Source organism: Rummeliibacillus sp. BSL5 (assembly GCF_052928305.1).
The window spans coordinates 984670-1005551 of the sequence record NZ_JAVGCV010000001.1; the positions used below are offsets into that span (position 1 = coordinate 984670).

Sequence of the window (20882 nt, forward strand, 5' to 3'; positions counted from 1 at the left end):
TGATTGAAAAAAATTTATATTGTAAGGCACTGTGAGGCTAAGGGTCAGTCGGCAGATGCAACTCTTACAGATAAAGGTTATAAACAAGCCACAGATTTATGCGAGTTTTTTTGTGATATTGAAATAGATCATATTATTACCAGTCCGTTCGTCCGTGCAATTGAATCCGTTCAACCACTAGCAAATCATTTGTATTTACAGATAGTTACTGATAACAATTTAAAGGAACGTGTATTGAGTTCAGACAATTTTAATGATTGGCTAGAAAAACTTGAAGCAACATTCAACAATCATGAATTAAAATTTGAAGGTGGCGAATCGAGCGCTGAAGCTGGAAATCGTATAATCACTGTTGTCGAAGGGATTTTTAACAGCAATCATCAAAATACTGTAATTGTTACACATGGTAATTTAATGTCCCTGCTGCTTAGACATTTTAATAAAAGCTTTGGTTTTAAAGAATGGAGAAGTCTCAGTAACCCTGATGTGTACCTTTTAGAAAACAGGGATAATAAAGTAACTTTTGAACGGCTATGGAGAGAGCCTTCTTGCTTATAGAGATGTAACGCTTGCTGGCTTTTCAGTGTATCTTGCCCCAGAAAGGCCAGCATTTTATTATTTTCATGCCGTTTAATGAATCGACAATGCTTAATTTTGACAAAAAACAAAGTGATCATCGGGATCCAATACGTGCAGGTAGTCAGCGATGTACCCTCGTAACCACAGTTCCCCATCAATTCTTCTCAGATAAAACCCCTTCGGAAAATTTATGTCTTCAGATAATATCTCTGATGCTATTGTAACGGAGCCATATGGTGCCTGATGTTGCAAAGAAGACTTCCCCAAATTCCCTTCAGGCTGATCAAGATATGCCAACCTTAAATATGGTCCAAGCTCTACAGGACATAAGTCTAAACCAACTTTTTTTGCTTTATTAAAAAGCTGAGGTATTGTTGCTCCTTCAGGGAAGCCAAGATTGCGTACTTTGAGCTCAACTGTTTTCACCTTGTATGCCTTCTCTGAAACAGTAAATTTATCATTATCAAAAAGTTTTTCTCCATATTTATTCAGCAAAATAGAATGTTGTTGTAACTTCTGAAGTAGCTGCGTTTTCGTAAAGCCGCCAATTTTGATCATCCTACTAATAGTTGGGCACTCAGGATATATTTTATCTATTTCTATTTCCATTTGATATCACTCCATACTTAATGAAAATAATAGTAAATAAAAGTTTGGTTACTAACCACGAAGAGAGTATGACTAGTTTAACCTTGAAATTAATGTCTTTAGTTCAATTAAATCATTTATAACAAAATCGGCATGGGAAAGTTCATTTTCATTAGCAAAATCAAAATTACATCCAATAGAATGCAGATCATTATCTTTTGCGGCATTGATATCAGATAAGCGATCACCTACTACTGCTGCATCTTTAATATTGTATTTCTCTACAATACATTTCACTAAGTCTGATTTGTTCAGTGAATCGATTTGTTGAATACTGAACGTTTCGGTTACCCATTTATCTAAATCATAATAACGGATGATGGCGTTTAAATACTCCTGCAATCCATTACTAGCTATGTAGATTGAAAGTCCTTGCTCCTTTAAAAAATCGAAGACTTCCTTTACCTTGGGATATAAAGAACCATTTCCTCGTTCTATATTGTTTATTAATACCTTCAAGAAATATTGATCTGTGTATCTTCTTTCTTCGCTAGAATGATTGGGCAATAGCGTTTCCCATACCTTAGGCAAAGGAACCCCCATTATTTCACGATATTTATCGATAGGTGTTGCTCCCTCCCATTTATTCATTGAACAAAGATGTTCAAAAGTTTCATCAAGCGCTAGCTCTAATATTGTGTCTGTTTGAAAAAGAGTACCATCCATATCAAAAATGATTGAGCGCAACATTACCTTTCTCCTTTTCTATCAAATTTCTAGGGTTTATTAACTTCTACTTTATTCCTTTTAAAAATCATCTTTATTTATTTGTTCCCATTCACTTAAATACATACGTGTAGCAATTTCTTTAGGATTCTTAAGTTTGCAAATAAACTCTAAACTATTACCATCCGGATCATTAAAATGGATTTTAGCATGAGCATATTGTTGGTGGGGCATCACAAAAGGTTCAATCGGTTCAAAACCAAATGCTTCTCTTGGTTTAACACCTCTATCACTAAGCCAAGCCACTGAATTCTTCAAATCATCTAGAGTTACTTGAAAAGCCACATGCCTGATGGAAGGATGGTATTCCAGTTTTACATTGTCAGTTTCCCATAAACCTAACCAACTTTTATCTTTTTCTATCCACAAAAAAGCAATTTTATCGTCAACAATATGATCTAGTTCTAAACCGAGCTCTTTGTAAAAAAGTACAGATTGTTTTAGATCGCTAACTGGTAAATGTGCTTCATATAATCCTTTTATCATTTCGATCTCCTTCTTACAAAATAATACATTCATTATAGCATCGCATAGAAACTAATAATCAAAATTTTAGAAATTCTCTTAATGTAAATAAAAGCCCTCTGACTGGTAAAATTTTTCATGTTATACTAGTAGTCTATTCAAATAATTTATTGGTTATTAAAAATATAAATTGTATACACGTCTTCATCATAAAGAAATTAAAATAAAACATATAAAAGGATGAAGTGTTATGAAAAAAATCTATTACACATATTTTTCCTTACTTATTTTATTTTTAACTATTCTTCTTTTCGTATTTGCCCCAGAATTTATTTTACTTTTCCATTTTATTATACCATTATCATTAGTCTTAATAGGCCTAATAAGTGCTTTATTCGGGAGTAAAGGTGAAATTCGAATGGTGGTCGTTGTCTTACATCTATTTATTCTAATTGTATTTACTAGTATTTATATATTGGGAATTTATGGATTCAATGAACCTTAATATTTTATGTGCCCTCGCTTATGGCAGGGGCTTTTTTATTTTCGTTTCAATGGTTTATATCTTATAATCAGTGCTCTTCTTTCTTAAAACAAGCCTTAGTTTATTTCTGAATTCTCTCATCAATAACTACTTCGCTCTACTTCATATTCTGGCGCTTGCATAAAAGAAGTATAATTATACATTCATTTCAATCTCTTAAAATCACTTTCTTTTTATAGAAAGAAGAAAAAAATGCCACTTCCCCCTTTAATACAGCTAAGCAAAATTTAGCGGGAAATGACGAAATATAAGAATTAACATAAATAAACTCTCTATTTCCCCTATTTTTCGCTATTTTTCATCTATCGTTAACTTTCAATAAAAAAGCCCTTCATCTCAAAAGAGATCAAAGACTTAATGATTAAAAGGCGATTTACTTAGATTTGTTTGGGAAATAATCAGTAAAAAACTTAAGATAAATTGTCGATCCAACTAGTAGAAGCTTTTATTCTTTTTTAATTACGTAAAATACTCCAACTTAGCGTGGGGAAAGAATTTTTCCATATAACTATAGAGGTGGTTTTTTATATCTTCCTCTTCGTCTTTTTGATAAATATATTTCCCTATACCATATTTTCCCCACTTATATCTTCGTCTTTCTTCATCTAACTCCAGCTTTGTCATAGGATAATTTTTTTCAATAACCCGTTTGGCTGGTTTCGTAAAACGATGCTGGATGAATTCAAAGGTTAAATCTTTCTTCGCTTCATCAGGAAGCTCTGCATCTAGGCGTTCGAACATATGGTAATAACCTTCTTCCCATCCTTCATGTAGATAAATAGGAGCCACAATAAATCCAAGTGGATATCCTGCTCTTGCGACTTTGCCCGCCGCTTCAATTCTTTTGGCTAAGGGTGAGGTGCCAGGCTCAAAGTTCTTTATTACATAATCAGCATTAACGCTAAACCGGAATCTTGTTTTTCCGTTATGTTTGGCATCTAGCAAATGATCGACATGATGGAACTTTGTCACAAAGCGCAATTTACCATATTCAGATTCTCCAAAATGTTCAATTGCATGTTTTAAGGTATGCGTCAGATGGTCAATCCCAACAATATCTGATGTACACGAAGCTTCAAAACGCGTGATTTCAGGTGCCCGCTCTGCCATATATTGATCTGCTGCTTCTAAAATTTCTTCTACATTGACATACGTTCGAATGTACGGCTTGCTTCCCATTGTCGTCTGCAAATAACAATAGTGGCAATGACCCATACAGCCTGTCGCGAAAGGGATCGCATATTCAGCTGAGGGTTTAGATGTATCAAATTTTAGCGTTTTTCTAATACCTACGACAAGCGTAGATTTTGCAACCCGATACTTTTGGAAATCATTTTCACCTGGAAGATTCCTAATTTGGTTATGAGATGTGGTGTATCGAATTTCCACACCACTGTTTTCGAATTTCTTCAGCAACTGTTGGCCGAGCGGATAGTCAAGGGCTTTTGGTTCAAAATAGACTAGCCTTGGTGAGAATGGTTTATTCATTGTAATGGTCCTTCTGAAGATGTTCCATAATAATAATTAAAAGCCCTCTTTGCTTCTTCTTCTGTTGTATAGACTGCCATTTCATTTGATAGTGGATAATAATTTTCATATAAAAAGAGTGCGAGCTCATTTGGATTTTCAGGATGGTTTACAACTGCTGCACTTTGTAAATTGGCAACATCTTGCGTGTGAGGATTTCTATAAAATACATAGACGATATCACCTGGATTATAAGACTCACTGCTATTCATCTCGTTCATTTTCGTACGTCTCCTTTTTACTATTACTTAGTGATCCTATTCCTATTTTGCTTTACATAATAAAAATTATGTTACTTATTTAGATGAAATAGCAAAAGTTTGTTCAAGATGCGAATAAATAATTATATATACAAAAAAACGGCGCTAAAAGATGCTAGCTGCCGTCTATTCCAGTATTATTACCATTCAACCTTTCCTCCTGCAACACGTTTGACACCTCGAATGTTTGAAATATTTTCAACCAATTGCAGCATAGCGAGATTCTTTTGCTTGGCTTCAATCATTACATCAAAGTCACGGTTAAGCTCTTTTGCCATTTTTAAAAAGGGCAACACAAAATCCAACGAGACAAAGTCTGCATGTGAACGAAAAGCACCTTCTGATTTGGGAGATGATAAATGAACTTTCGGCACTACGTTTGTGTGATTCCATGTATCAAAAATGCGCGGTAAATATGCCTCGAGTTCGATATCCCCTTGATTCGCCATATAATGATGATAATCAAGGATCATTGGAACGTTTTCTTTTTCACAGGCTATCAGTGTTTCTTCAACATTATAGGTTTTATCATCATTCTCAAGCGTCATATGTTTTTTAACCTTACTCGGCAACATTTTTAAATTTTCATGGAAACGTTTTAACGTAGCAGTCTTATCCCCATATGCTCCACCGATATGAATGTTGATCAACCCTTTTTCCAATACATCCATCGCTTCAAGCATGTTGAAATGGAATTCCATGTCCTTTACAGCATTTTGCGTTACTTCTTCACGTGGACTTGTAAAAAGGGTGAATTGGTTCGGATGAAAGCTTGGCCGCATGTTGTATTGCCTGATGAGTTCCCCCAGCTCTTGCCATTCATCTTTGAAGGGTGTTACATAATCCCACATCACTTCTGGATGTGTAGCCAAAGGAACAAGTGAGCTTGAAAGACGATATAAACCAATTTCGTTTGCAATATTATAGTGAAGAATTCTTTTAGTGTGGTGTAAGTTTAAAGCAGTTATAGCTCTTAATTTGTCCATTCGCTCATACTCTGAAAGAGCTGAATAGCGAGCAAAGGTCATTGTCTTTGAAGGACTCGCATCCCATAAACCTAATGCATTTGCTACAAACCCAAAATTAATTTTCATGTCGTTATCCTCCATTACATGTCACTACATAATGAGTAATTCCCTAATTCCCCTATCTTTTACCTACCTCTTTAACATTTTTGACTTCTTTTGTTTTCGCTTAAACATTGTTATAATTCAGAAAATAGTTTTTAAGGAGAGATTAAGTTGAACCAACATCAACTCGTGATCACTCAGTATAAACCTGAGTATGCTGAACAGACTGTTGACATGTGGCGAAATAGCAAGGAACGAGCTATAGGTCAAAAAGAAATTCATAGCTTTGAAAATCACATTTACTTTTTAAATCATATTTTACCTGAACAGCACCAAATAGAATTAGCTTTAATTGATGACAAAGTAGTCGGAATGATTGCCTATAATGACAAGGAGGTAAGCCAGCTTTATATTCATAACGATTATCAAGGGTTAGGGATAGGCAGAACGTTACTTGATAGGGCTAAAGAACAATCAAGCGGTAGTTTAACTTTATTTACCTTTGATATTAATAAAAACGCATAACGGTTTTATGACAAGAATGGATTTAAAATAGTAGCAAGAGGCCACGAAAATGAGGAAAATTTGCCTGACATTCAATATAAATGGATTCAAAATAATAGTTTTTAAGAAGCTTGAGGTACTATTCAAGGGTTAAAAAAAGGTGTGAACATTTCTCACACCTTAATTCCCTAATACATATTCAATTATATTTAAAACAAGAAAGGAATCATTAATACAGCAATTGCACCCAAAGTCGTCACAGATATGACTTTAATTAGATCCTTTTTCAAAAAATCTCCCTTTCACTTTCGTATTTATGAACTTTGCTACAAATTTTGTTTCTGAGAATACTTCTAAAATCATTAAATTAAAGTTCTAATCGGTGAACCTAACAAATATGCCCGGATATCCTCCAAAGCTTCTCCATAATATTTTTCATAGTTTGATCGTGTCACATATCCAAGATGCGGTGTAGCAAGTACATTGGGTAAAGTTCTAAAAGGATGATTTTCACTTAACGGTTCTTCTTCATAGACGTCTAATCCCGCTCCAGCTAACACTTCGTTTTCAAGCGCTTCTATTAAATCACGTTGATTTATAATGGGTGCTCTTGATGTATTGATTAGAAAGGCTGAGGGTTTCATTTCCTTCAATTCATTTGAGGTGATTAAGTTTCTTGTCCGGTCACTTAAAACCAGATGAATCGATACATAGTCGCTTTGCCGCAAAAGTTCCGCCAATGAAGCCGCTTTTCTTACTCCCAGCGAATCTGTCTTTTCCTTTGTTAAGTTTTCACTCCATGCGACTACATCCATTCCAAAGGCTTGGGCTATCGTTGCCATCTTTGTACCGATTTTTCCAAGTCCAATTATCCCAAAGCACTTACCATAAAGATCTTCTCCAACCGACAATTGCCAAGATCCTTTCTGTCTAAAGTTATTATGTTCTTCTGTTATGTGGCGTGCTAAGTTCAGTATGAGCCCCCAAGCAAGTTCAGTCGGCGGTTCTGATCCGCTTGATGTGCCGCACACTGTTACTCCGCATTTCTTAGCTGCTGTTAGATCGATAGATGCATTCCGCATACCTGTCGTTACTAACAATTTTAGCTTTGGCAGTCTTCCGAACATGGCTGCATTAAATGGCGTTCTCTCCCGCATAATAATGACAATATCAAAGTCTTTAATTTTATCAACAATTTGATTCTCAGTATGAAAATGTTGGTGAAATGCAGTTACTTCAACCTGATCCTCTATGGAACTCCAATTTGCAAAATCAAGTGCCGTTTTTTGATAATCATCAAGGATAGCGCATTTTAATTTCATATGTACCTCCAGTAGTTTGAACTATTTCCTTTATTACTCATATTATAAGATATTGAACACCAATTTGGTGTATAAAAGGCAATTAATTTGATTTTCATATTTTAAGTCTTAGAAAGCGCTCACTAGTTTAAAACTAACAAGTCAGTGGTATATTTTTCAAATGAACCTCTAATACTAAAATATCTTTAAAGAACAGGCGGTTAGATAAATGAAGACAATGGATTGTATTATTATTGGCGGAGGGATTGCAGGCTTGCAAGCTGCCATCCAATTGGGAAGATATAAACACTCAATTATGGTCATTGACTCTAATCAAGGACGGTCCACTATATGTAAAGGCTATCAAAATATTTTGGGTTGGCCGGATGGTGTTAGCGGAGAGGAATTGCGTAAGCTAGGTAAAATCCATGCAGAGAAGTATGGTGTCGAATTCTTGAATGGTGTTGTAATATCTCTTCGAAAAGAAAAGGACCACTTTCTTATACAAACATCGTCAAATCAAACTTTTCAAGCGCGCACCGTTTTTCTTGCAACAGGATTAGTTGATCATCTTCCTAAGCTTGAAAACTTGCTTCCTTGCCTAGGAAAGTCTATTTATGTATGTCCTGACTGTGATGGCTATGAAGTATCTGACAAAAAAACGATCGTTTTAGGCAGCGGGAATACAGGCGCTTCTATGGCCGCAACCCTCACTTATTGGACTAATGATGTAACATTTATTAATCATACCAAAGAGCAACCTGACTCAGAAAAAGTCAAAGAGCTAGAAAGTTTAAATATCGAAATAATCAATGAAACATTAACGCGCATTCTTTTAGATGATAAAGGCAATTTTGCTGGTGTAGAGCTTGAGAATGGTAAAACTATTTCTGGCGAGAAAGGCTTTACAGGTTTTAGCGGCAATAAAATAAATGCAGAGTTGGCTGAACAAGTGGGTGTAAATCTTAATGACAGCAGCCATATAATAGTCAATCCTCGAACAAAAGAAACCTCGGTTGATGGCATTTGGGCAGGAGGAGATCTTACCGCCCATTCTGAACAAGTCACTATTTCTATGGGAGATGGTTCCCAAGCCGCTATTTGGATTCACAAACGATTATTGAAACAAAAAAGGGAAGCCTAAACGGCTCCCCTTTTATCGATTTGCCATGCCTTTAATCAACTTTACTATAATCAAGATGACTGCAATAATTAAAAGAATATGAATCAAGCCTGCGCCAATTTTAAATATAAGACCTAGCACCCAAAGTACAATCAGTATTCCTATAATGGTCCAAAGCAACTTCATTCCCTCCTTCCTACATACTTATTTACTAATATACCCATTAAATAAAATTGAATACGGTTGTGTTTTGGCACGTAAACCAAGAAAATGAATGAATTCTTATGCCCTGATCTTATGTATTAATAAAAGAACAAAAAACAAACGTGAAATTTTCTTCCACGTTTGTTTGAGTTATTATTTTACCAGAAAAATGCAGCTGAAAGAGCGATCCCTGTAATAGCACCTAATGCAATGCCATAGCCAAAGCCGCCTCCGCCCCAGCCCCAGCCCCAACCAAGTCCATAACCACCGCCGCCCTGAGGGCGAATCCATACCATATTGCGGTCTACTCGAGTAATATGACCTTCATGCACTCTGCCATCACGATCTGTAATCCGCACATGTCTTCCATGGTAACGACGACACATATTATAAGCTTCTGATGCGTTCATCCTATGCCTCCTCCCATTCATTTCTACATACGTGTATGCCTCCATATTATATGTCTCGCCCTTTTCTCCCTTTGGACAAAGGTCTAATTTCAAAAAATATTCAGCATACCTTAGGAGTCAACATATGATAGTTATAAAGCGTAACGCCATCTAAAGGAATGGCATTTGGTTAATTCCTTTAGATTTTATGATTTTGGCTAGGATGATAGAAAACATGTAAAGGAATGATTTGATTGGCAGTAATCGAAACACAAAAATGGCTTCATACTTTTAATGAAAGATGTAAGGAAACCTCTATAAAAGAAATAAATAATAACCATATTGATTTACTTTGCAAACCATTGGAGAATGTATTTGAAAAATTGCCCCCTCAAGCGATTCAGTATGAACTGCTTCAGTATGGGTTATTTGACCCGAAAGATTGGTACAGAATAGAATATGTGATGGAAGAATTAGAAAAACAAAAAGTATGGAAAAGGATTGAACACGAATTTTTGAAATTGAAAAAAAGATGGAAAGGCCCCGATATACCTATATATATTTTTCCTATTAAAAAAGGAAAGCGGCGTTCAGAAAAAGAACAATTTCGAAAAAACGGAGTGGCTTATAAAAATGCATTGTTTTTATTTGTATCGACAGAATTGCATAAAGAAGAATTAAAAGCAATGCTTGCCCATGAATACAACCATGTGTGTAGAATTAATCTAATAGATATTCCACCTAAAATAACACCATTAAAAGAATCGCTTGTCGTGGAAGGGCTTGGTGAATATGCGGTGAATGAGTTATATGGCGAGAAGTGGCTTGCCCCCTGGGTTAATCTGTATTCGCTAGATTCTTTGCAAAAAATATGGAAGGAGCATTTCATCAATTCTCTTAATCTGACAGGTATTGATGCCCATCAAAAATTCTTATATGGTCAAAAAAGAAGCCCATTCACTAAATGGATCGGTTATGCAATCGGTTATCATATTGTTCATTCTTATGTTGAAAAAAATGGCCCTTTTACTTCTAATGAACTCTATCAAAAATCAGCGGATACGCTTATCAAAGGTTCTGCTTTTATATTGGAGTAGCCTATTATTTAGAAGCAAGATAAACTATATACCCTATATGCCCATGCACTTTTTCTGTCATTTCATTATGTTCATCCCATACATCATAGAGCGACATTGGAATAGATTCAGATAGATCCATTTCATTAAGTTCACTTGAAATAAGAGAGGAATGTGTTTGGATTTCCTCAATAGTAGCAAATCCCGCTTCTTCTAGAATGGAACGCCATTCTTCTCCTGTATAAATATCATGAATTCCATAGAGCCTTTGAACTTCTTCTTTCATTGATTTAGGAATAGAAGCTTCTGCCGCCATTTCAATTAAAAGCAATTGACCCTTTTCTTTGAGCACGCGTGCGAGCTCCTTTATCGTCTCTTTTGCATGAGTAAAGCTAATAACAGACTCTGAAAGAATAAAGTTAAACGTTTGGCTTTCGATATCTAACTTTTCTGCGTTACCAATAATCACTTGAACAGGTAGATCTTCTTTAGCAAATCTTCTTTTCGCTTTTTCTACCATGAGAGGGTGATGGTCAATAGCTGTTACACTACATTTAAATTGTTTGGCTAAATATTGAGCTGTTTGGCCAGTACCACAACCAATATCTAAAATCAGGTCGTCCTGATTAATTGATACCTTTTCAAAAATAGACCTCGTCAAACTCGCCCCTCCAGGATGTGCACTCCCGATACCAAAGTATGCAAGCAAATCAATATACTCATTCATAGTTAGTTCTCCCCCATTTTAGTCATATAAATTATCGTATGCAGGAATGAAGAGGTAGAAGCCATACATTAACCTAGAATAAGTACCCGTATTTAAAAAGCTCTTCCCTCATATATGTAGGGAAGAGCTTTTTAGCGTTGAGTTAACTTAATTTATGGTCATGTGGTTTTTCTGGATTCACATTTAAGTTACACAGGATGTCGTCACCGTGTTGATGTCCATCATTTTCAAGTTGAATTGTCATATGGCCAATGCCCATATGTAGCAATTCGTGCTCTAAGTGTTGTAGGATTCCTTGGCTTTCTTGCACTGTTAGTGAACCATTCACAACTGCATGGCATGAAAGCGCATTTTCACCACTCGTGATGCTCCATATATGCAAATCATGAATGGCTAGAATCCCATCGGTTCCTTCTATAACTTGAATAATCTTTTCAATTTCCACATTGCTTGGCGTTCCTTCCATCAAGACATGAATAGAATCTTTAGTTACACGCCAACCACTGACTAAAATCAATATTGCTACAATAATACTTGCTAATGGATCTGCCCAATCCCAGCCAAATAGCATGATAAGAATTGCTGCCAACACTGCGCCGACTGAACCAAGCATATCACCAATAACATGCAAGAAGGCAGCTCGCATATTAAGGTTACCGTGCGTATCACCGCCACGCATTAGGATCCAAGCCACAAGAATATTGACAAGCAGACCAATAATAGCTATCAGTAGCATGCCATTTGAAGCAACTTCCGGTGGATAGGCGAAACGTTTGACTGCTTCTATACAGATAAAGATGGATATAACAATTAATGCTACACCATTAAATACAGCTGCCAAGATTTCAAAGCGTTTGTATCCAAATGTATTACGATAATTGGCTACTCTTTCACTAAAGCTAAAGGCAACTACGCCAACTCCGAGCGATATTGCATCACTTAGCATATGGCCGGCATCAGAAAGTAAAGCCAAACTATTGGTCAAATAACCGCCAATAACTTCTACAATCATATAAACTGTAATAATGAAAAAGGCTATCAGTAAAGTTTTCTTATTCGCACCATGGGTATGGTTATGCTGATGTCCATCATGTGAATGAGCCATAATACTCCCTCCTAATTGTGCGTCGCATGGTCAATCGTCTGCTGCAGTATCTGCATCACATGATCATCATCCTGTGAATAAATGATGGTCGTCCCTTCACGGCGAAATTTCACTAAACGTAGATTTTTTAAAAAACGTAACTGATGGGATACAGTAGATTGTTTTAGGTGCAGCTTTTCGCTCAATTCATTGACCGAGAATTCTTTTTGGCAAAGTAAATTTAAGATTCGTATCCTTGTTGGATCACTTATAGCTTTAAAAGTTTGCGCTACAAGGAATAGACTTTCTTCATCCAAATCTTCTGGTTCTTTTGATAGCGGTTCCTCTTTCAATGGAAAAGCCCCCCTCTTGTTATATATAATATGTGCATATACTCATATATACACATATTATATTGTTGTTAAACATGCAAGTCAAAGATATGTACGGAAAATCAACAAAATTTTCTTTTCCGAATAGTAGTTCAGAATAACTATAACAAAAGAGAACCTTTAACAAAAGCTCTCTTTCATTCTTTATTTATCTTTCGCCTTCCAAACAACACTGTATAAAATAGTTTCTTCTACATCCTGAATACCTTGTGGCAGCTCCCCATTTTTACTGCTGGGCGAACTTAAATGATTTTCAGAAGTCCCGTACCAAGCAGCTAAATAAATGGGTTTGTTCTTCTTTAACGTAATACGCTCGTTTACTAGTGATTCAAAAGAATACCCTTTCATATTATTAGAGAAATTCGTAGTGGCAACTCCAGATGGCGTACCCATAATCAACTTTAAAGATGTTCTTTTATAATCTATATTATTATCAATGGCAAAGGAGAAAAGAGTATTTTTGTATTTACTTTCTACCATGTTTGACAGGGAAGTTAATTCCCCTTTAAATTTCCCTTTTTTATAATGCTCAATTTTGAATTCTAAATCATCCTTCTGCCCCAATTCACCATCAAACTGAAAGAATTCTATTTGGCTTACTCCAGCATACATCATTAGTGATTCTTCTTTATCACTTAATGAGTAGGGCTCTATTGAGATTTTTGTATGTCCATTCGTGCTTACTTTTTTTTCATTTGAACATCCGATTAATAATAAGAAACAACAAATGAATAAGAAAAACCATTTCTTCATATTTTCTCTCCTCGGAGTTATTTTCGTCTTTTAATTGTCTACATCGGTAAAGCACTCTTTTATGATCTTCAGCAATCTTTCCAATGAATCCTGGCCTTGTATTCTATAAACTTTGTCTTCATATAGTAATACACCATTCTCATAAATAGAGACGTAATTCGGTAGATGATTATGGCGGATGATAAACATGTATTCCGTACCTGAGGGTTCAGCTTTAACATTTCTTTTAATATTCAAACCTTCTAATACATTTAAGAGGCTTTTGAAATTTGTGTTGTTTTCATCAATACTCACTATAAGATCTTCAGTTTTTATCTTTTCATATTTTGTATCATCCATTATCGTTATTCGATCTTTATTTTTATACTGTTCAATATGTAATAGATCTTGCAGTAGATTTTTTGTTTTGTATTCATTATAAAAATAGATACATCCGCCTATCACTAAAAAAAAAGCAACAATGCGATAAATTATTTTCTTTTTCAATCCATTGCTCCTTTTTCTTATTAGGTATATGAAACTTTTGCCATCCATTTTTAAATGTATATTCCTCGTTTTTGCTATTGAAAAATCACCTATTTATAACTATTTAGCTCTCCCTTAATAATACAATAAATTACTCCTATATCTATATATAATTTTATAAATTCCAAATTATAGTATATAAATACTTTAAGACTTGTTAGACTAAATGAAGCAATTAATGTAGGCATGGTTTATTTTAATCTTTTAAATATAAAGTATATGGTGAGGGATTAAAGGAGAGAACATAATGGGGAGTATGATAAAGATAGCAATTTTCGGATATATACTATTGTTTTTTATAAGTGTAATTTACAGTCTAAAATTCCAATTCAGTCGAGAAAATCATAACGAGCAAGGCGAAAAAATATTGAACATATCTTACAGAATTGCATTTCCATTAGTTTTATTGGGCTGGTTTGTTATAGATTTAATCGATAGCTATGTTTTACCTTTTTCTTTAGAAAGCTATAAAACAGCTATATGGTTATTGGTAACTGGCACGTTTGTTGTTCATGCTGTATCGTTATTTATTTTAAAGAATATAAATACAGGCAAAAGGTGATTATGGAAAAATAAGAGTCACTCTTACAAAGAGTGACTCTTATTTTTTATTTAATCTATAAACTCAATAATCTCTAAGCATTTATTCATTATCCTCATCAGTTTGTAATGCTGTATCAGGCTGGCCCTCATCCGGTTTTTCACTGTCCATATGCTTATTAAATAACAATGGCGTTCGTTCTAATTGTTCAATAAAAGAGCGGCTCTTAAAACGCATACCTGTTTGTTCTTCATAAATGGTCGTCACAATTTTACGGATAAATTGCTTTGTCTCTTTTTTTAATGTCAGTTTACCAATTTGGTCGATCGGTACTGTATAGAACATGCGTATGAGTTTAACCTGTGTTGGCGTTAGTCGAATGAGATACGGATCTAGATGAAAACAGCGATGGCATAGAAATCCACCTTGAGAAAAGGAAAAAGCAAATTCCCCTTCCACTGCTCCACAGCTAGCACAAGCATGTAATACTGGCTGTACGCCTGTATAGGGAAGCATTTTCCACTCCACAAACATGGCAATCGATTCAGGATCGTAACCTTCCTCAATCGCATGGAGAGCTTGCACCATTATATCGAATGCATAAGGCTCTGGACGGTCTGATTCAATCAATCGGTCGATGATTTCAACTACATAGCTTGCATAAGCTGTAGCCGTGATATCTTCTTGTATATGACGCATGCTCTCAAGGGGTTCTCCTTGCTGCAAAGTCCCCATACCCCGACCTTGTTGAATCATGAAAATACCATGAACAAATGGTTGGCTAATGGCAGCTAAACGGCTTTGCGGCTTTTTTGCTCCCCTTGCCATAGCTGCTGTTTTGCCAACTTCCCTTGTCATAATAGTTACTACTTTATTTGTTTCTCCGTATGCTTTGGTTTTTAAGACAATCCCTTCCCATTTGTTCAGCAATTGTCCTCACTTCCTAGTCGTTTAGTATTCATCATCGCGATAACCATAATCTCGCAATTGCGATGCACGATCTCGCCAATCTTTTTGAACTTTGACCCATAGTTCTAAATATACTTTACTGCCAAGCAATGTTTCGATATCATGCCTTGCACGTGTACCGATTTCTTTTAATAGAGCTCCGCGCTTACCAATGATAATTCCCTTTTGCGAATCGCGTTCAATAATGATAGATGCGTTAATACGCACTAGGTCTTTATTTTCATCTTTTGCAATCTTTTCGATTTCAACAGCCACTGAGTGCGGTATTTCATCACGAGTAAGATGTAATACTTTTTCTCGAATTAACTCAGCAATGATAAAACGTTCAGGGTGATCAGTCACTTGATCTGCTGGATAATATTGCGGCCCAGCAGGCAAGTATTTCTTCAATGTTTCTAATAATTTATCCACATTATTGCCTTGCAGTGCAGAAATAGGTATAATTTCAGCAAAATCAAACTCAGCTTTGTATGCGTCAATTATTGATAACAATTCATCAGGATGTACGGCATCAATTTTATTAACGATTAAAAAAACAGGTGTTTTTGTCCCTTTTAACATTTCCATGACAAAACGGTCACCCGCACCCATCTTTTGTGTTGCATTGACCATAAACATAATGGCCTCTACTTCACGTAATGCGTTTTTTGAAACCTTTAACATAAATTCGCCTAGCTTATGCTTTGGCTTATGGATTCCAGGTGTATCGATGAAAATCATTTGGGTATCTTCAGTTGTATAGACACCTTGCACTTTATTACGTGTTGTTTGAGGCTTATCGCTCATGATTGCAATCTTTTGCCCGATAACTCGATTCAAAAATGTTGATTTCCCTACATTGGGTCTCCCTACTATAGTAACAAACCCTGATTTAAATTCTTTATTTTCCTGCATTCACTAAATCCTCCGGTGAAAAGGCGCCTGGTAACAACTCAGCAACAGTTGTTTCTAGTACATCGCCTTTCATATTAGTTAAGTATACTGGCATATCTTTTGGAAAGAATTCAGACATTACTTGTCTGCATGCTCCGCATGGTGCACAAGGTCCTTCTGTATCTGCAACCACTGCAATTGCCTTGAAGTTTCTTTCTCCCTCTGAAACTGCTTTGAAAATAGCAGTACGTTCAGCACAATTCGCCATAGAGTACCCAGAATTTTCAATATTACAGCCTTGATAGACTTTGCCATCTTCTGTTAATAGGGCTGCTCCCACTTTAAATTTTGAATAGGGAACGTAAGCCTTTTCTCTTCCTTCTTTCGCAAGGTCCATTAATTGTTGTTTCTCCATTTTATACACCTCAAATTCATAGATTCATCCACTTTGGCAAAAAGATGAGTATTCCGATTATAACACTCGCACAGGCAAAAACAAATACAGCACCCGCCGCAATATCTTTTGCAGCGCGAGCTAGCGGGTGAATATCAGGCGAAGCAAGATCTACTATATTCTCAATCGCCGTATTAATCATTTCTAAGCTAAGCATCAAGGCAATCAACAGGATAACGACAATCCATTCCATCTGAGATAAGCCAGTAACAATACTTAAAAAAATGGCAAGCAATGCTGCAAATATATCAAAACGAAAATTCTGTTCGCGCCATGCTTGCTTAACCCCCGCTGCTGCAAATGTAAACGAACGGAAAAATTTACGAATGTCCATTCTCGTCGCGAGTCAAACCGAATGAATTTAAAATCTCATCTTGTTTACCGAACATTACGCGCTCATCTTCAGGATCCATATGATCATAACCAAGCAAGTGCAAGAAACCATGAACAGCAAGGAAGCCTAGTTCACGTTCAAAAGAATGTCCATACTCCTCTGCTTGTTCAATTGTCCGGTCGGTTGAAATAATGATATCTCCTAACACGCGAGGCATGCCTTCCGCAATAATTGGTGTTTCGCCCTCGCCTATTTCTTCTAATGCAAATGAAATAACATCTGTCGGTGCATCCTTTTGACGATAGGTGCGATTAATTTCATGGATCGCTTCATTAGTAACAAATGTTACTGATAATTCAGCCTCATCCTCAATCTTTAAAATCTTTGCAGCGTGCTGCAATAGTTTTTCAACCAATTCAATATCTTTTTCTTTCACGTTTTCTGTTTCATCTAAAAAGTCGATGTTCAAGCTCATATGTTATCTCCTCATCTTATTCTGGCTTCGGGTATTCAATTCTCGAGTGGAAGATCCCCTTTAATGTTTCACAAAATACATGTTCAATTCGTTGCAACTCACGAAGGGAAATATCACATTCATCAAACTGGCCGTCTTGTAATTTGTCTTGGATAATGCTGTGGATCAGCTGTTGAATAGCATCAGCAGTTGGATTTTTCATCGAACGTACTGCTGCCTCTACACTATCTGCTACGCTTATTATAGCAATTTCTTTCGTTTGTGGCTTCGGTCCTGCATAACGATAGTCCGCTTCATTCACATCAGGGTTTTCTTTCTTCTCCTTATAATAGAAGAACTTCACTAAGCTTGTCCCATGATGTTGTCTTGCAATGTCGACAATTTCTTTTGGCATTTTATGCTTTTCTAATATTTTAACACCATCTTCTACATGGGCGATAATAATATCTTTACTTGTTACTGCAGGCAAGTTATCATGCGGATTACTGCCCATCTGGTTTTCAACAAAAAAGCCTGGCCTTCTTGTTTTACCAATGTCATGATAATAGCATCCGACACGTGCTAAAAGGCCATTCGCCCCCACTTCTTCACAGGCAGCATCAGCTAAATTTGCAACCATTACACTGTGATGATATGTGCCTGGTGTTTCTACTAAAATTTTCTTGAGCAATGGATGGTTTGGATTGGAAAGCTCCACTAGCCTATAAGTTGACAGCATACCAAAAGCTGATTCGACGAATGGCAATAAACCAAGCATTAAAGCGCCAGATACGATTGCTGAAACAATGGCGGCACTTAGATAAAACAACAGTTCTTTCGGTCCATAATTCGACTGCGATAAAAGCAGATAAAATGCGATAAATGCAATATTCACACATGCGACTCCCAAGCTTGTTGTCATTACGCTTGACCTTTTTCTTACATTACGCATAAAGTAAATACTCGCCAAACCGCTAAAAATAATGTAAAGCGAAACTTCCATTTGCAGTACAGAAGAATAGCCTTTTTGAAATATAATTCCTGCCACAGCTGCCGACATAATTGTTGCTAATATAGCAATACGCTCATTAATTAGGATACGGAACATCATAGGCAAAATAGTAGCCGGGAATAAAAAGCCTACGATTACATCAAACTCGCTAGAAATTAGGTTTAACAGTTTCATTACGATGATAGACGCCAAATAAATAATCATTGTAATCATAGCATGGCGCGTTTTAGTTTCCTTATCATCTCTCTCATGATATAAAGCAATATAAAAGAAAGCCATTTGCAATAGAACGAATAATGCTAATCCTAGAATTGGTTTTGGAGATTTTTGATTAATCAGCATGCCTGTAATTTCTAATTGATGATAGACTTCACGGTCAATTAATTGGCCTTCCTGTACAATAATCTGCCCTTGTAGTATGCGCGTTGGATCTACATTTGCCTTCGCTTGCTCAATACGTTCTTTGGTCAACCTTCCATCTCTTTTATCATTCGCAACTATCGACGACCTTGCGAGTGTAATGGCGATCGTACGAACAGCATCAGGTATTGAAAAGCTTCCTCTAACAGATCGCTCCACACTTGCCTTCGCATCAGTCAGTTGTTCTTCCCTAATCGGTTCTGCCATTTGCTTGCTAACAATTGAAACTAAGGCATCTTGCGTATTCTTTAAACCATCTTCATCCTGTGCAAGCAATGTGACAATTTCTTGTTCAGTCAACCTTACACTTGGCCCACTTTGATCAATTTTATCTAGTTTTGCTCTTAATTTATTAATTTGATCCTCTTTTTTAGATTTTTTTGTTACTTTTTCAACCTTTTGCTTTGCTTCTATTATGTAATCAAAGGTAGTTTTCAACAGTGTTACTTGATTCTTCCCTATTTCTGTTGAAAAGGTATAGACAGGGTTTACTTCAGCTGCAATTCTTTCTCGATCTGCTTCTGTCTTTTCGGTATCCTCTACCGTTTTGGCAGATCGTATTGTTTCAGGTGATAGCTGAAATAACTTTAGATCATAATGCTCTCCCTTTATATCATTAACTGTCAAAGCAAATTGAAGAATGCCAGCTACTATTAACAGAATCGCTAAAAGTATAGGAAAACGTATATATCTGTTTAATGTCCGAATAAAATTACTCATTAAAGCGCCTCCCATCTAATATTACTATACCAATTAGGCAAATATTTTCCAGCTTTATTTTGGAGATAAAGGATAATATATTAAAAAAATTAAATAAATTTCCATTTAAATTAAATAGAGTTTCTTCCATCTTAATGAGCTCTCTTATTGGTTGTGCGTTGCTTTTTATAATCACTCCAATATTCATTATAAAATAAAAAAGAATGATGGATTCACCATTCTTGATATTTCTTGTTTTATGCTCTTTCAATTCCCGTTTTCATATCACTAACATTAGTGCTTACATTATGCTAAACCAGTTACTGAAATTCAAAAATCCCTATTTTTAATTTTTAATCACATTATCTTTTCCTGGTGGACATTTTTATGATTCTTGCTTTTTTATATCAATTGAAATACATGACAATGATAATTACATATAAACACTCTCCTATTTGCCTTCAGATAGAATTTCAGCGCTCTTTAAATTGACTAATTACCCTTTAGGCACATTTGTGTCAAAAAAGTCATAAGATATAAAAATAAGAAAAGCATCGAGGTGTATGATGAGTTACAACTCTTTACAATATATTGCAATAGGTGATTCCCTTACTGCTGGAATCGGCATCCCTTTCCTCAATTCAGGATTCCCAGAGTTTTATAGAAAACTGAGTGAGCATACATTGGAAAAGCGTATTTATCTTCACAAATTCGGAAAGTCTGGCGCAACAACAGGAGATATATTAAATATGCTGGATTCCCCAACTGTTAGAAGAGCTATTAAGTGCGCTAACATAATCACGATCACAGCAGGTGGAAATGATTTAATTAATGCAGCTAAAAATCTTCTACGGCATAATGACAAAAAAAGTGTGATTCATGCGATGCAACAATCTCAAGAGAACTACTCTAAAATCATTAAAAAGATTCAGATAATAGATAAAGAAAATCCATCTATCCTGAGATTAATGAACTTATATAACCCGTTTCCTCATATACCAGTGGCGGATGAAGCAATTAAAACATTTAACATCGCCATTTCAAGATTCGCAAAACAAAAGAATATCAAAGTCGCAGATGTCTATCATGTCTTTAGCGGTAAGGAAAAGGCGCTCTTATCAAAAGATGGAGTTCATCCTAACCAAGAGGGCTATCATCAAATGGCTTTAACTTTTTCTAAGCTTGGCTATGCACCTTTAGAGTATTGAATTCCAGAAAAAAAGAGTAGC

At 35.8% G+C, this 20882-nt stretch carries 25 protein-coding genes and 1 pseudogene; 6 read left to right on the forward strand and 20 right to left on the reverse strand.

Annotated features, from left to right (window positions below; genetic code table 11):
* The first annotated feature begins 3 nt into the window (after positions 1-3).
* A complete protein-coding gene (locus RCJ93_RS05045) occupies positions 4-558 on the forward strand; it encodes a histidine phosphatase family protein (protein WP_446738545.1) in 555 nt (184 codons plus the stop codon).
* A gap of 90 nt (positions 559-648) precedes the next feature.
* Here RCJ93_RS05045 and RCJ93_RS05050 read toward each other — a convergent pair whose 3' ends face one another.
* The 6 genes from RCJ93_RS05050 to uvsE form a co-directional block, all read right to left on the reverse strand.
* Entirely contained in the window at positions 649-1188 is a 540-nt protein-coding gene (locus RCJ93_RS05050; RefSeq protein WP_446738546.1) for a helicase, read from the reverse strand.
* A gap of 72 nt (positions 1189-1260) precedes the next feature.
* Positions 1261-1917: an HAD family hydrolase gene (locus RCJ93_RS05055; protein ID WP_446738547.1), complete on the reverse strand. Its 657-nt coding sequence runs from the start codon at positions 1915-1917 to the stop codon at positions 1261-1263.
* A 57-nt stretch (positions 1918-1974) separates the two neighbouring features.
* Positions 1975-2439 (reverse strand): VOC family protein, encoded by a 465-nt coding sequence (locus RCJ93_RS05060; RefSeq protein ID WP_446738548.1) that lies wholly within the window; start codon positions 2437-2439, stop codon positions 1975-1977.
* A 982-nt stretch (positions 2440-3421) separates the two neighbouring features.
* On the reverse strand, positions 3422-4450 hold the full coding sequence (gene splB / locus RCJ93_RS05065) for a spore photoproduct lyase (RefSeq protein WP_147193786.1): 1029 nt from the start codon (positions 4448-4450) through the stop codon (positions 3422-3424).
* Positions 4447-4710 carry a transcriptional regulator SplA domain-containing protein gene (locus RCJ93_RS05070; protein ID WP_446738549.1) on the reverse strand — a complete coding sequence of 88 codons (264 nt, stop codon included), beginning with the start codon at positions 4708-4710 and terminating at the stop codon, positions 4447-4449. The genes splB and RCJ93_RS05070 overlap by 4 nt, the downstream gene beginning before the upstream one ends.
* A 179-nt stretch (positions 4711-4889) precedes the next feature.
* Positions 4890-5843, reverse strand: coding sequence for a UV DNA damage repair endonuclease UvsE (gene uvsE, locus RCJ93_RS05075; protein ID WP_446738550.1), 954 nt, complete (start codon positions 5841-5843; stop codon positions 4890-4892).
* Positions 5844-5990: 147 nt separating this feature from the next.
* On the opposite strand from uvsE, the pseudogene RCJ93_RS05080 reads away from it, so the two are divergent.
* A pseudogene (locus RCJ93_RS05080) lies at positions 5991-6449 on the forward strand (GNAT family N-acetyltransferase).
* Between the two features lie 236 nt (positions 6450-6685).
* On the opposite strand, the gene RCJ93_RS05085 reads toward RCJ93_RS05080, so the two are convergent.
* Complete coding sequence (locus tag RCJ93_RS05085) at positions 6686-7645, reverse strand: D-2-hydroxyacid dehydrogenase family protein (RefSeq protein WP_446738551.1); 960 nt, start codon at positions 7643-7645, stop codon at positions 6686-6688.
* Between the two features lie 208 nt (positions 7646-7853).
* On the opposite strand from RCJ93_RS05085, the gene RCJ93_RS05090 reads away from it, so the two are divergent.
* The gene (locus tag RCJ93_RS05090; RefSeq protein WP_190323383.1) at positions 7854-8768 is read left to right on the forward strand and encodes an NAD(P)/FAD-dependent oxidoreductase; all 915 of its coding nucleotides are present in this window, start codon (positions 7854-7856) and stop codon (positions 8766-8768) included.
* A 12-nt stretch (positions 8769-8780) separates the two neighbouring features.
* Here RCJ93_RS05090 and RCJ93_RS05095 read toward each other — a convergent pair whose 3' ends face one another.
* Complete coding sequence (locus tag RCJ93_RS05095) at positions 8781-8927, reverse strand: lmo0937 family membrane protein (RefSeq protein ID WP_147193796.1); 147 nt, start codon at positions 8925-8927, stop codon at positions 8781-8783.
* Positions 8928-9109: 182 nt separating this feature from the next.
* Complete coding sequence (locus tag RCJ93_RS05100; RefSeq protein WP_066786367.1) at positions 9110-9361, reverse strand: hypothetical protein; 252 nt, start codon at positions 9359-9361, stop codon at positions 9110-9112.
* A gap of 233 nt (positions 9362-9594) precedes the next feature.
* On the opposite strand from RCJ93_RS05100, the gene RCJ93_RS05105 reads away from it, so the two are divergent.
* Entirely contained in the window at positions 9595-10437 is an 843-nt protein-coding gene (locus RCJ93_RS05105; RefSeq protein WP_150284054.1) for a DUF2268 domain-containing protein, read from the forward strand.
* Positions 10438-10441: 4 nt separating this feature from the next.
* Here the strand turns inward: RCJ93_RS05105 and RCJ93_RS05110 are convergent, their stop codons facing one another.
* The 5 genes from RCJ93_RS05110 to RCJ93_RS05130 all read right to left on the reverse strand — a co-directional run bounded on the left by RCJ93_RS05110 (position 10442) and on the right by RCJ93_RS05130 (position 13858).
* Positions 10442-11143, reverse strand: coding sequence for a class I SAM-dependent methyltransferase (locus RCJ93_RS05110; RefSeq protein ID WP_150284053.1), 702 nt, complete (start codon positions 11141-11143; stop codon positions 10442-10444).
* Positions 11144-11285: 142 nt separating this feature from the next.
* Complete coding sequence (locus RCJ93_RS05115; RefSeq protein WP_446738552.1) at positions 11286-12248, reverse strand: cation diffusion facilitator family transporter; 963 nt, start codon at positions 12246-12248, stop codon at positions 11286-11288.
* 11 nt (positions 12249-12259) lie between these two features.
* Positions 12260-12580 (reverse strand): ArsR/SmtB family transcription factor, encoded by a 321-nt coding sequence (locus tag RCJ93_RS05120; protein ID WP_066786355.1) that lies wholly within the window; start codon positions 12578-12580, stop codon positions 12260-12262.
* A gap of 183 nt (positions 12581-12763) precedes the next feature.
* Positions 12764-13372, reverse strand: coding sequence for a hypothetical protein (locus RCJ93_RS05125; protein WP_150284051.1), 609 nt, complete (start codon positions 13370-13372; stop codon positions 12764-12766).
* A gap of 30 nt (positions 13373-13402) precedes the next feature.
* On the reverse strand, positions 13403-13858 hold the full coding sequence (locus RCJ93_RS05130) for a hypothetical protein (RefSeq protein WP_150284050.1): 456 nt from the start codon (positions 13856-13858) through the stop codon (positions 13403-13405).
* A 286-nt stretch (positions 13859-14144) separates the two neighbouring features.
* On the opposite strand from RCJ93_RS05130, the gene RCJ93_RS05135 reads away from it, so the two are divergent.
* Entirely contained in the window at positions 14145-14459 is a 315-nt protein-coding gene (locus RCJ93_RS05135; protein ID WP_150284049.1) for a hypothetical protein, read from the forward strand.
* A gap of 81 nt (positions 14460-14540) precedes the next feature.
* Here the strand turns inward: RCJ93_RS05135 and recO are convergent, their stop codons facing one another.
* The 6 genes from recO to RCJ93_RS05165 are packed head-to-tail and all read right to left on the reverse strand — an operon-like array spanning position 14541 to position 19674.
* The gene (gene recO / locus RCJ93_RS05140; protein ID WP_150284048.1) at positions 14541-15368 is read right to left on the reverse strand and encodes a DNA repair protein RecO; all 828 of its coding nucleotides are present in this window, start codon (positions 15366-15368) and stop codon (positions 14541-14543) included.
* 21 nt (positions 15369-15389) lie between these two features.
* Complete coding sequence (era, locus tag RCJ93_RS05145) at positions 15390-16301, reverse strand: GTPase Era (protein WP_066786343.1); 912 nt, start codon at positions 16299-16301, stop codon at positions 15390-15392.
* Complete coding sequence (locus RCJ93_RS05150) at positions 16288-16695, reverse strand: cytidine deaminase (RefSeq protein WP_150284047.1); 408 nt, start codon at positions 16693-16695, stop codon at positions 16288-16290. Before RCJ93_RS05150 ends, era begins: the two co-directional genes overlap by 14 nt.
* A 16-nt stretch (positions 16696-16711) precedes the next feature.
* Positions 16712-17068 carry a diacylglycerol kinase family protein gene (locus RCJ93_RS05155; protein WP_150284046.1) on the reverse strand — a complete coding sequence of 119 codons (357 nt, stop codon included), beginning with the start codon at positions 17066-17068 and terminating at the stop codon, positions 16712-16714.
* Positions 17055-17543, reverse strand: a complete 489-nt coding sequence (gene ybeY / locus RCJ93_RS05160) for an rRNA maturation RNase YbeY (protein WP_446738553.1) — start codon at positions 17541-17543, stop codon at positions 17055-17057. Before ybeY ends, RCJ93_RS05155 begins: the two co-directional genes overlap by 14 nt.
* A 16-nt stretch (positions 17544-17559) precedes the next feature.
* Entirely contained in the window at positions 17560-19674 is a 2115-nt protein-coding gene (locus RCJ93_RS05165) for an HD family phosphohydrolase (protein WP_446738554.1), read from the reverse strand.
* Between the two features lie 545 nt (positions 19675-20219).
* Here RCJ93_RS05165 and RCJ93_RS05170 point away from each other — a divergent pair.
* On the forward strand, positions 20220-20861 hold the full coding sequence (locus RCJ93_RS05170) for a GDSL-type esterase/lipase family protein (protein WP_190323382.1): 642 nt from the start codon (positions 20220-20222) through the stop codon (positions 20859-20861).
* The last annotated feature ends 21 nt before the right edge of the window (positions 20862-20882 follow it).

Coding starts and splice junctions, on each gene's coding strand:
- RCJ93_RS05055 (WP_446738547.1), bottom strand. CDS start 1,917: ATGTTGCGCTCAATCATTTTTGATATGGATGGTACTCTTTTTCAAACA.
- RCJ93_RS05135 (WP_150284049.1), top strand. CDS start 14,145: ATGGGGAGTATGATAAAGATAGCAATTTTCGGATATATACTATTGTTT.
- era (WP_066786343.1), bottom strand. CDS start 16,301: ATGCAGGAAAATAAAGAATTTAAATCAGGGTTTGTTACTATAGTAGGG.
- RCJ93_RS05085 (WP_446738551.1), bottom strand. CDS start 7,645: ATGAAATTAAAATGCGCTATCCTTGATGATTATCAAAAAACGGCACTT.
- RCJ93_RS05125 (WP_150284051.1), bottom strand. CDS start 13,372: ATGAAGAAATGGTTTTTCTTATTCATTTGTTGTTTCTTATTATTAATC.
- RCJ93_RS05090 (WP_190323383.1), top strand. CDS start 7,854: ATGAAGACAATGGATTGTATTATTATTGGCGGAGGGATTGCAGGCTTG.
- ybeY (WP_446738553.1), bottom strand. CDS start 17,543: ATGAGCTTGAACATCGACTTTTTAGATGAAACAGAAAACGTGAAAGAA.
- RCJ93_RS05165 (WP_446738554.1), bottom strand. CDS start 19,674: ATGAGTAATTTTATTCGGACATTAAACAGATATATACGTTTTCCTATA.
- RCJ93_RS05155 (WP_150284046.1), bottom strand. CDS start 17,068: ATGGACATTCGTAAATTTTTCCGTTCGTTTACATTTGCAGCAGCGGGG.
- RCJ93_RS05050 (WP_446738546.1), bottom strand. CDS start 1,188: ATGGAAATAGAAATAGATAAAATATATCCTGAGTGCCCAACTATTAGT.
- RCJ93_RS05070 (WP_446738549.1), bottom strand. CDS start 4,710: ATGAACGAGATGAATAGCAGTGAGTCTTATAATCCAGGTGATATCGTC.
- RCJ93_RS05150 (WP_150284047.1), bottom strand. CDS start 16,695: ATGGAGAAACAACAATTAATGGACCTTGCGAAAGAAGGAAGAGAAAAG.
- RCJ93_RS05100 (WP_066786367.1), bottom strand. CDS start 9,361: ATGAACGCATCAGAAGCTTATAATATGTGTCGTCGTTACCATGGAAGA.
- splB (WP_147193786.1), bottom strand. CDS start 4,450: ATGAATAAACCATTCTCACCAAGGCTAGTCTATTTTGAACCAAAAGCC.
- RCJ93_RS05110 (WP_150284053.1), bottom strand. CDS start 11,143: ATGAATGAGTATATTGATTTGCTTGCATACTTTGGTATCGGGAGTGCA.
- RCJ93_RS05115 (WP_446738552.1), bottom strand. CDS start 12,248: ATGGCTCATTCACATGATGGACATCAGCATAACCATACCCATGGTGCG.
- RCJ93_RS05060 (WP_446738548.1), bottom strand. CDS start 2,439: ATGATAAAAGGATTATATGAAGCACATTTACCAGTTAGCGATCTAAAA.
- uvsE (WP_446738550.1), bottom strand. CDS start 5,843: ATGAAAATTAATTTTGGGTTTGTAGCAAATGCATTAGGTTTATGGGAT.
- RCJ93_RS05170 (WP_190323382.1), top strand. CDS start 20,220: ATGAGTTACAACTCTTTACAATATATTGCAATAGGTGATTCCCTTACT.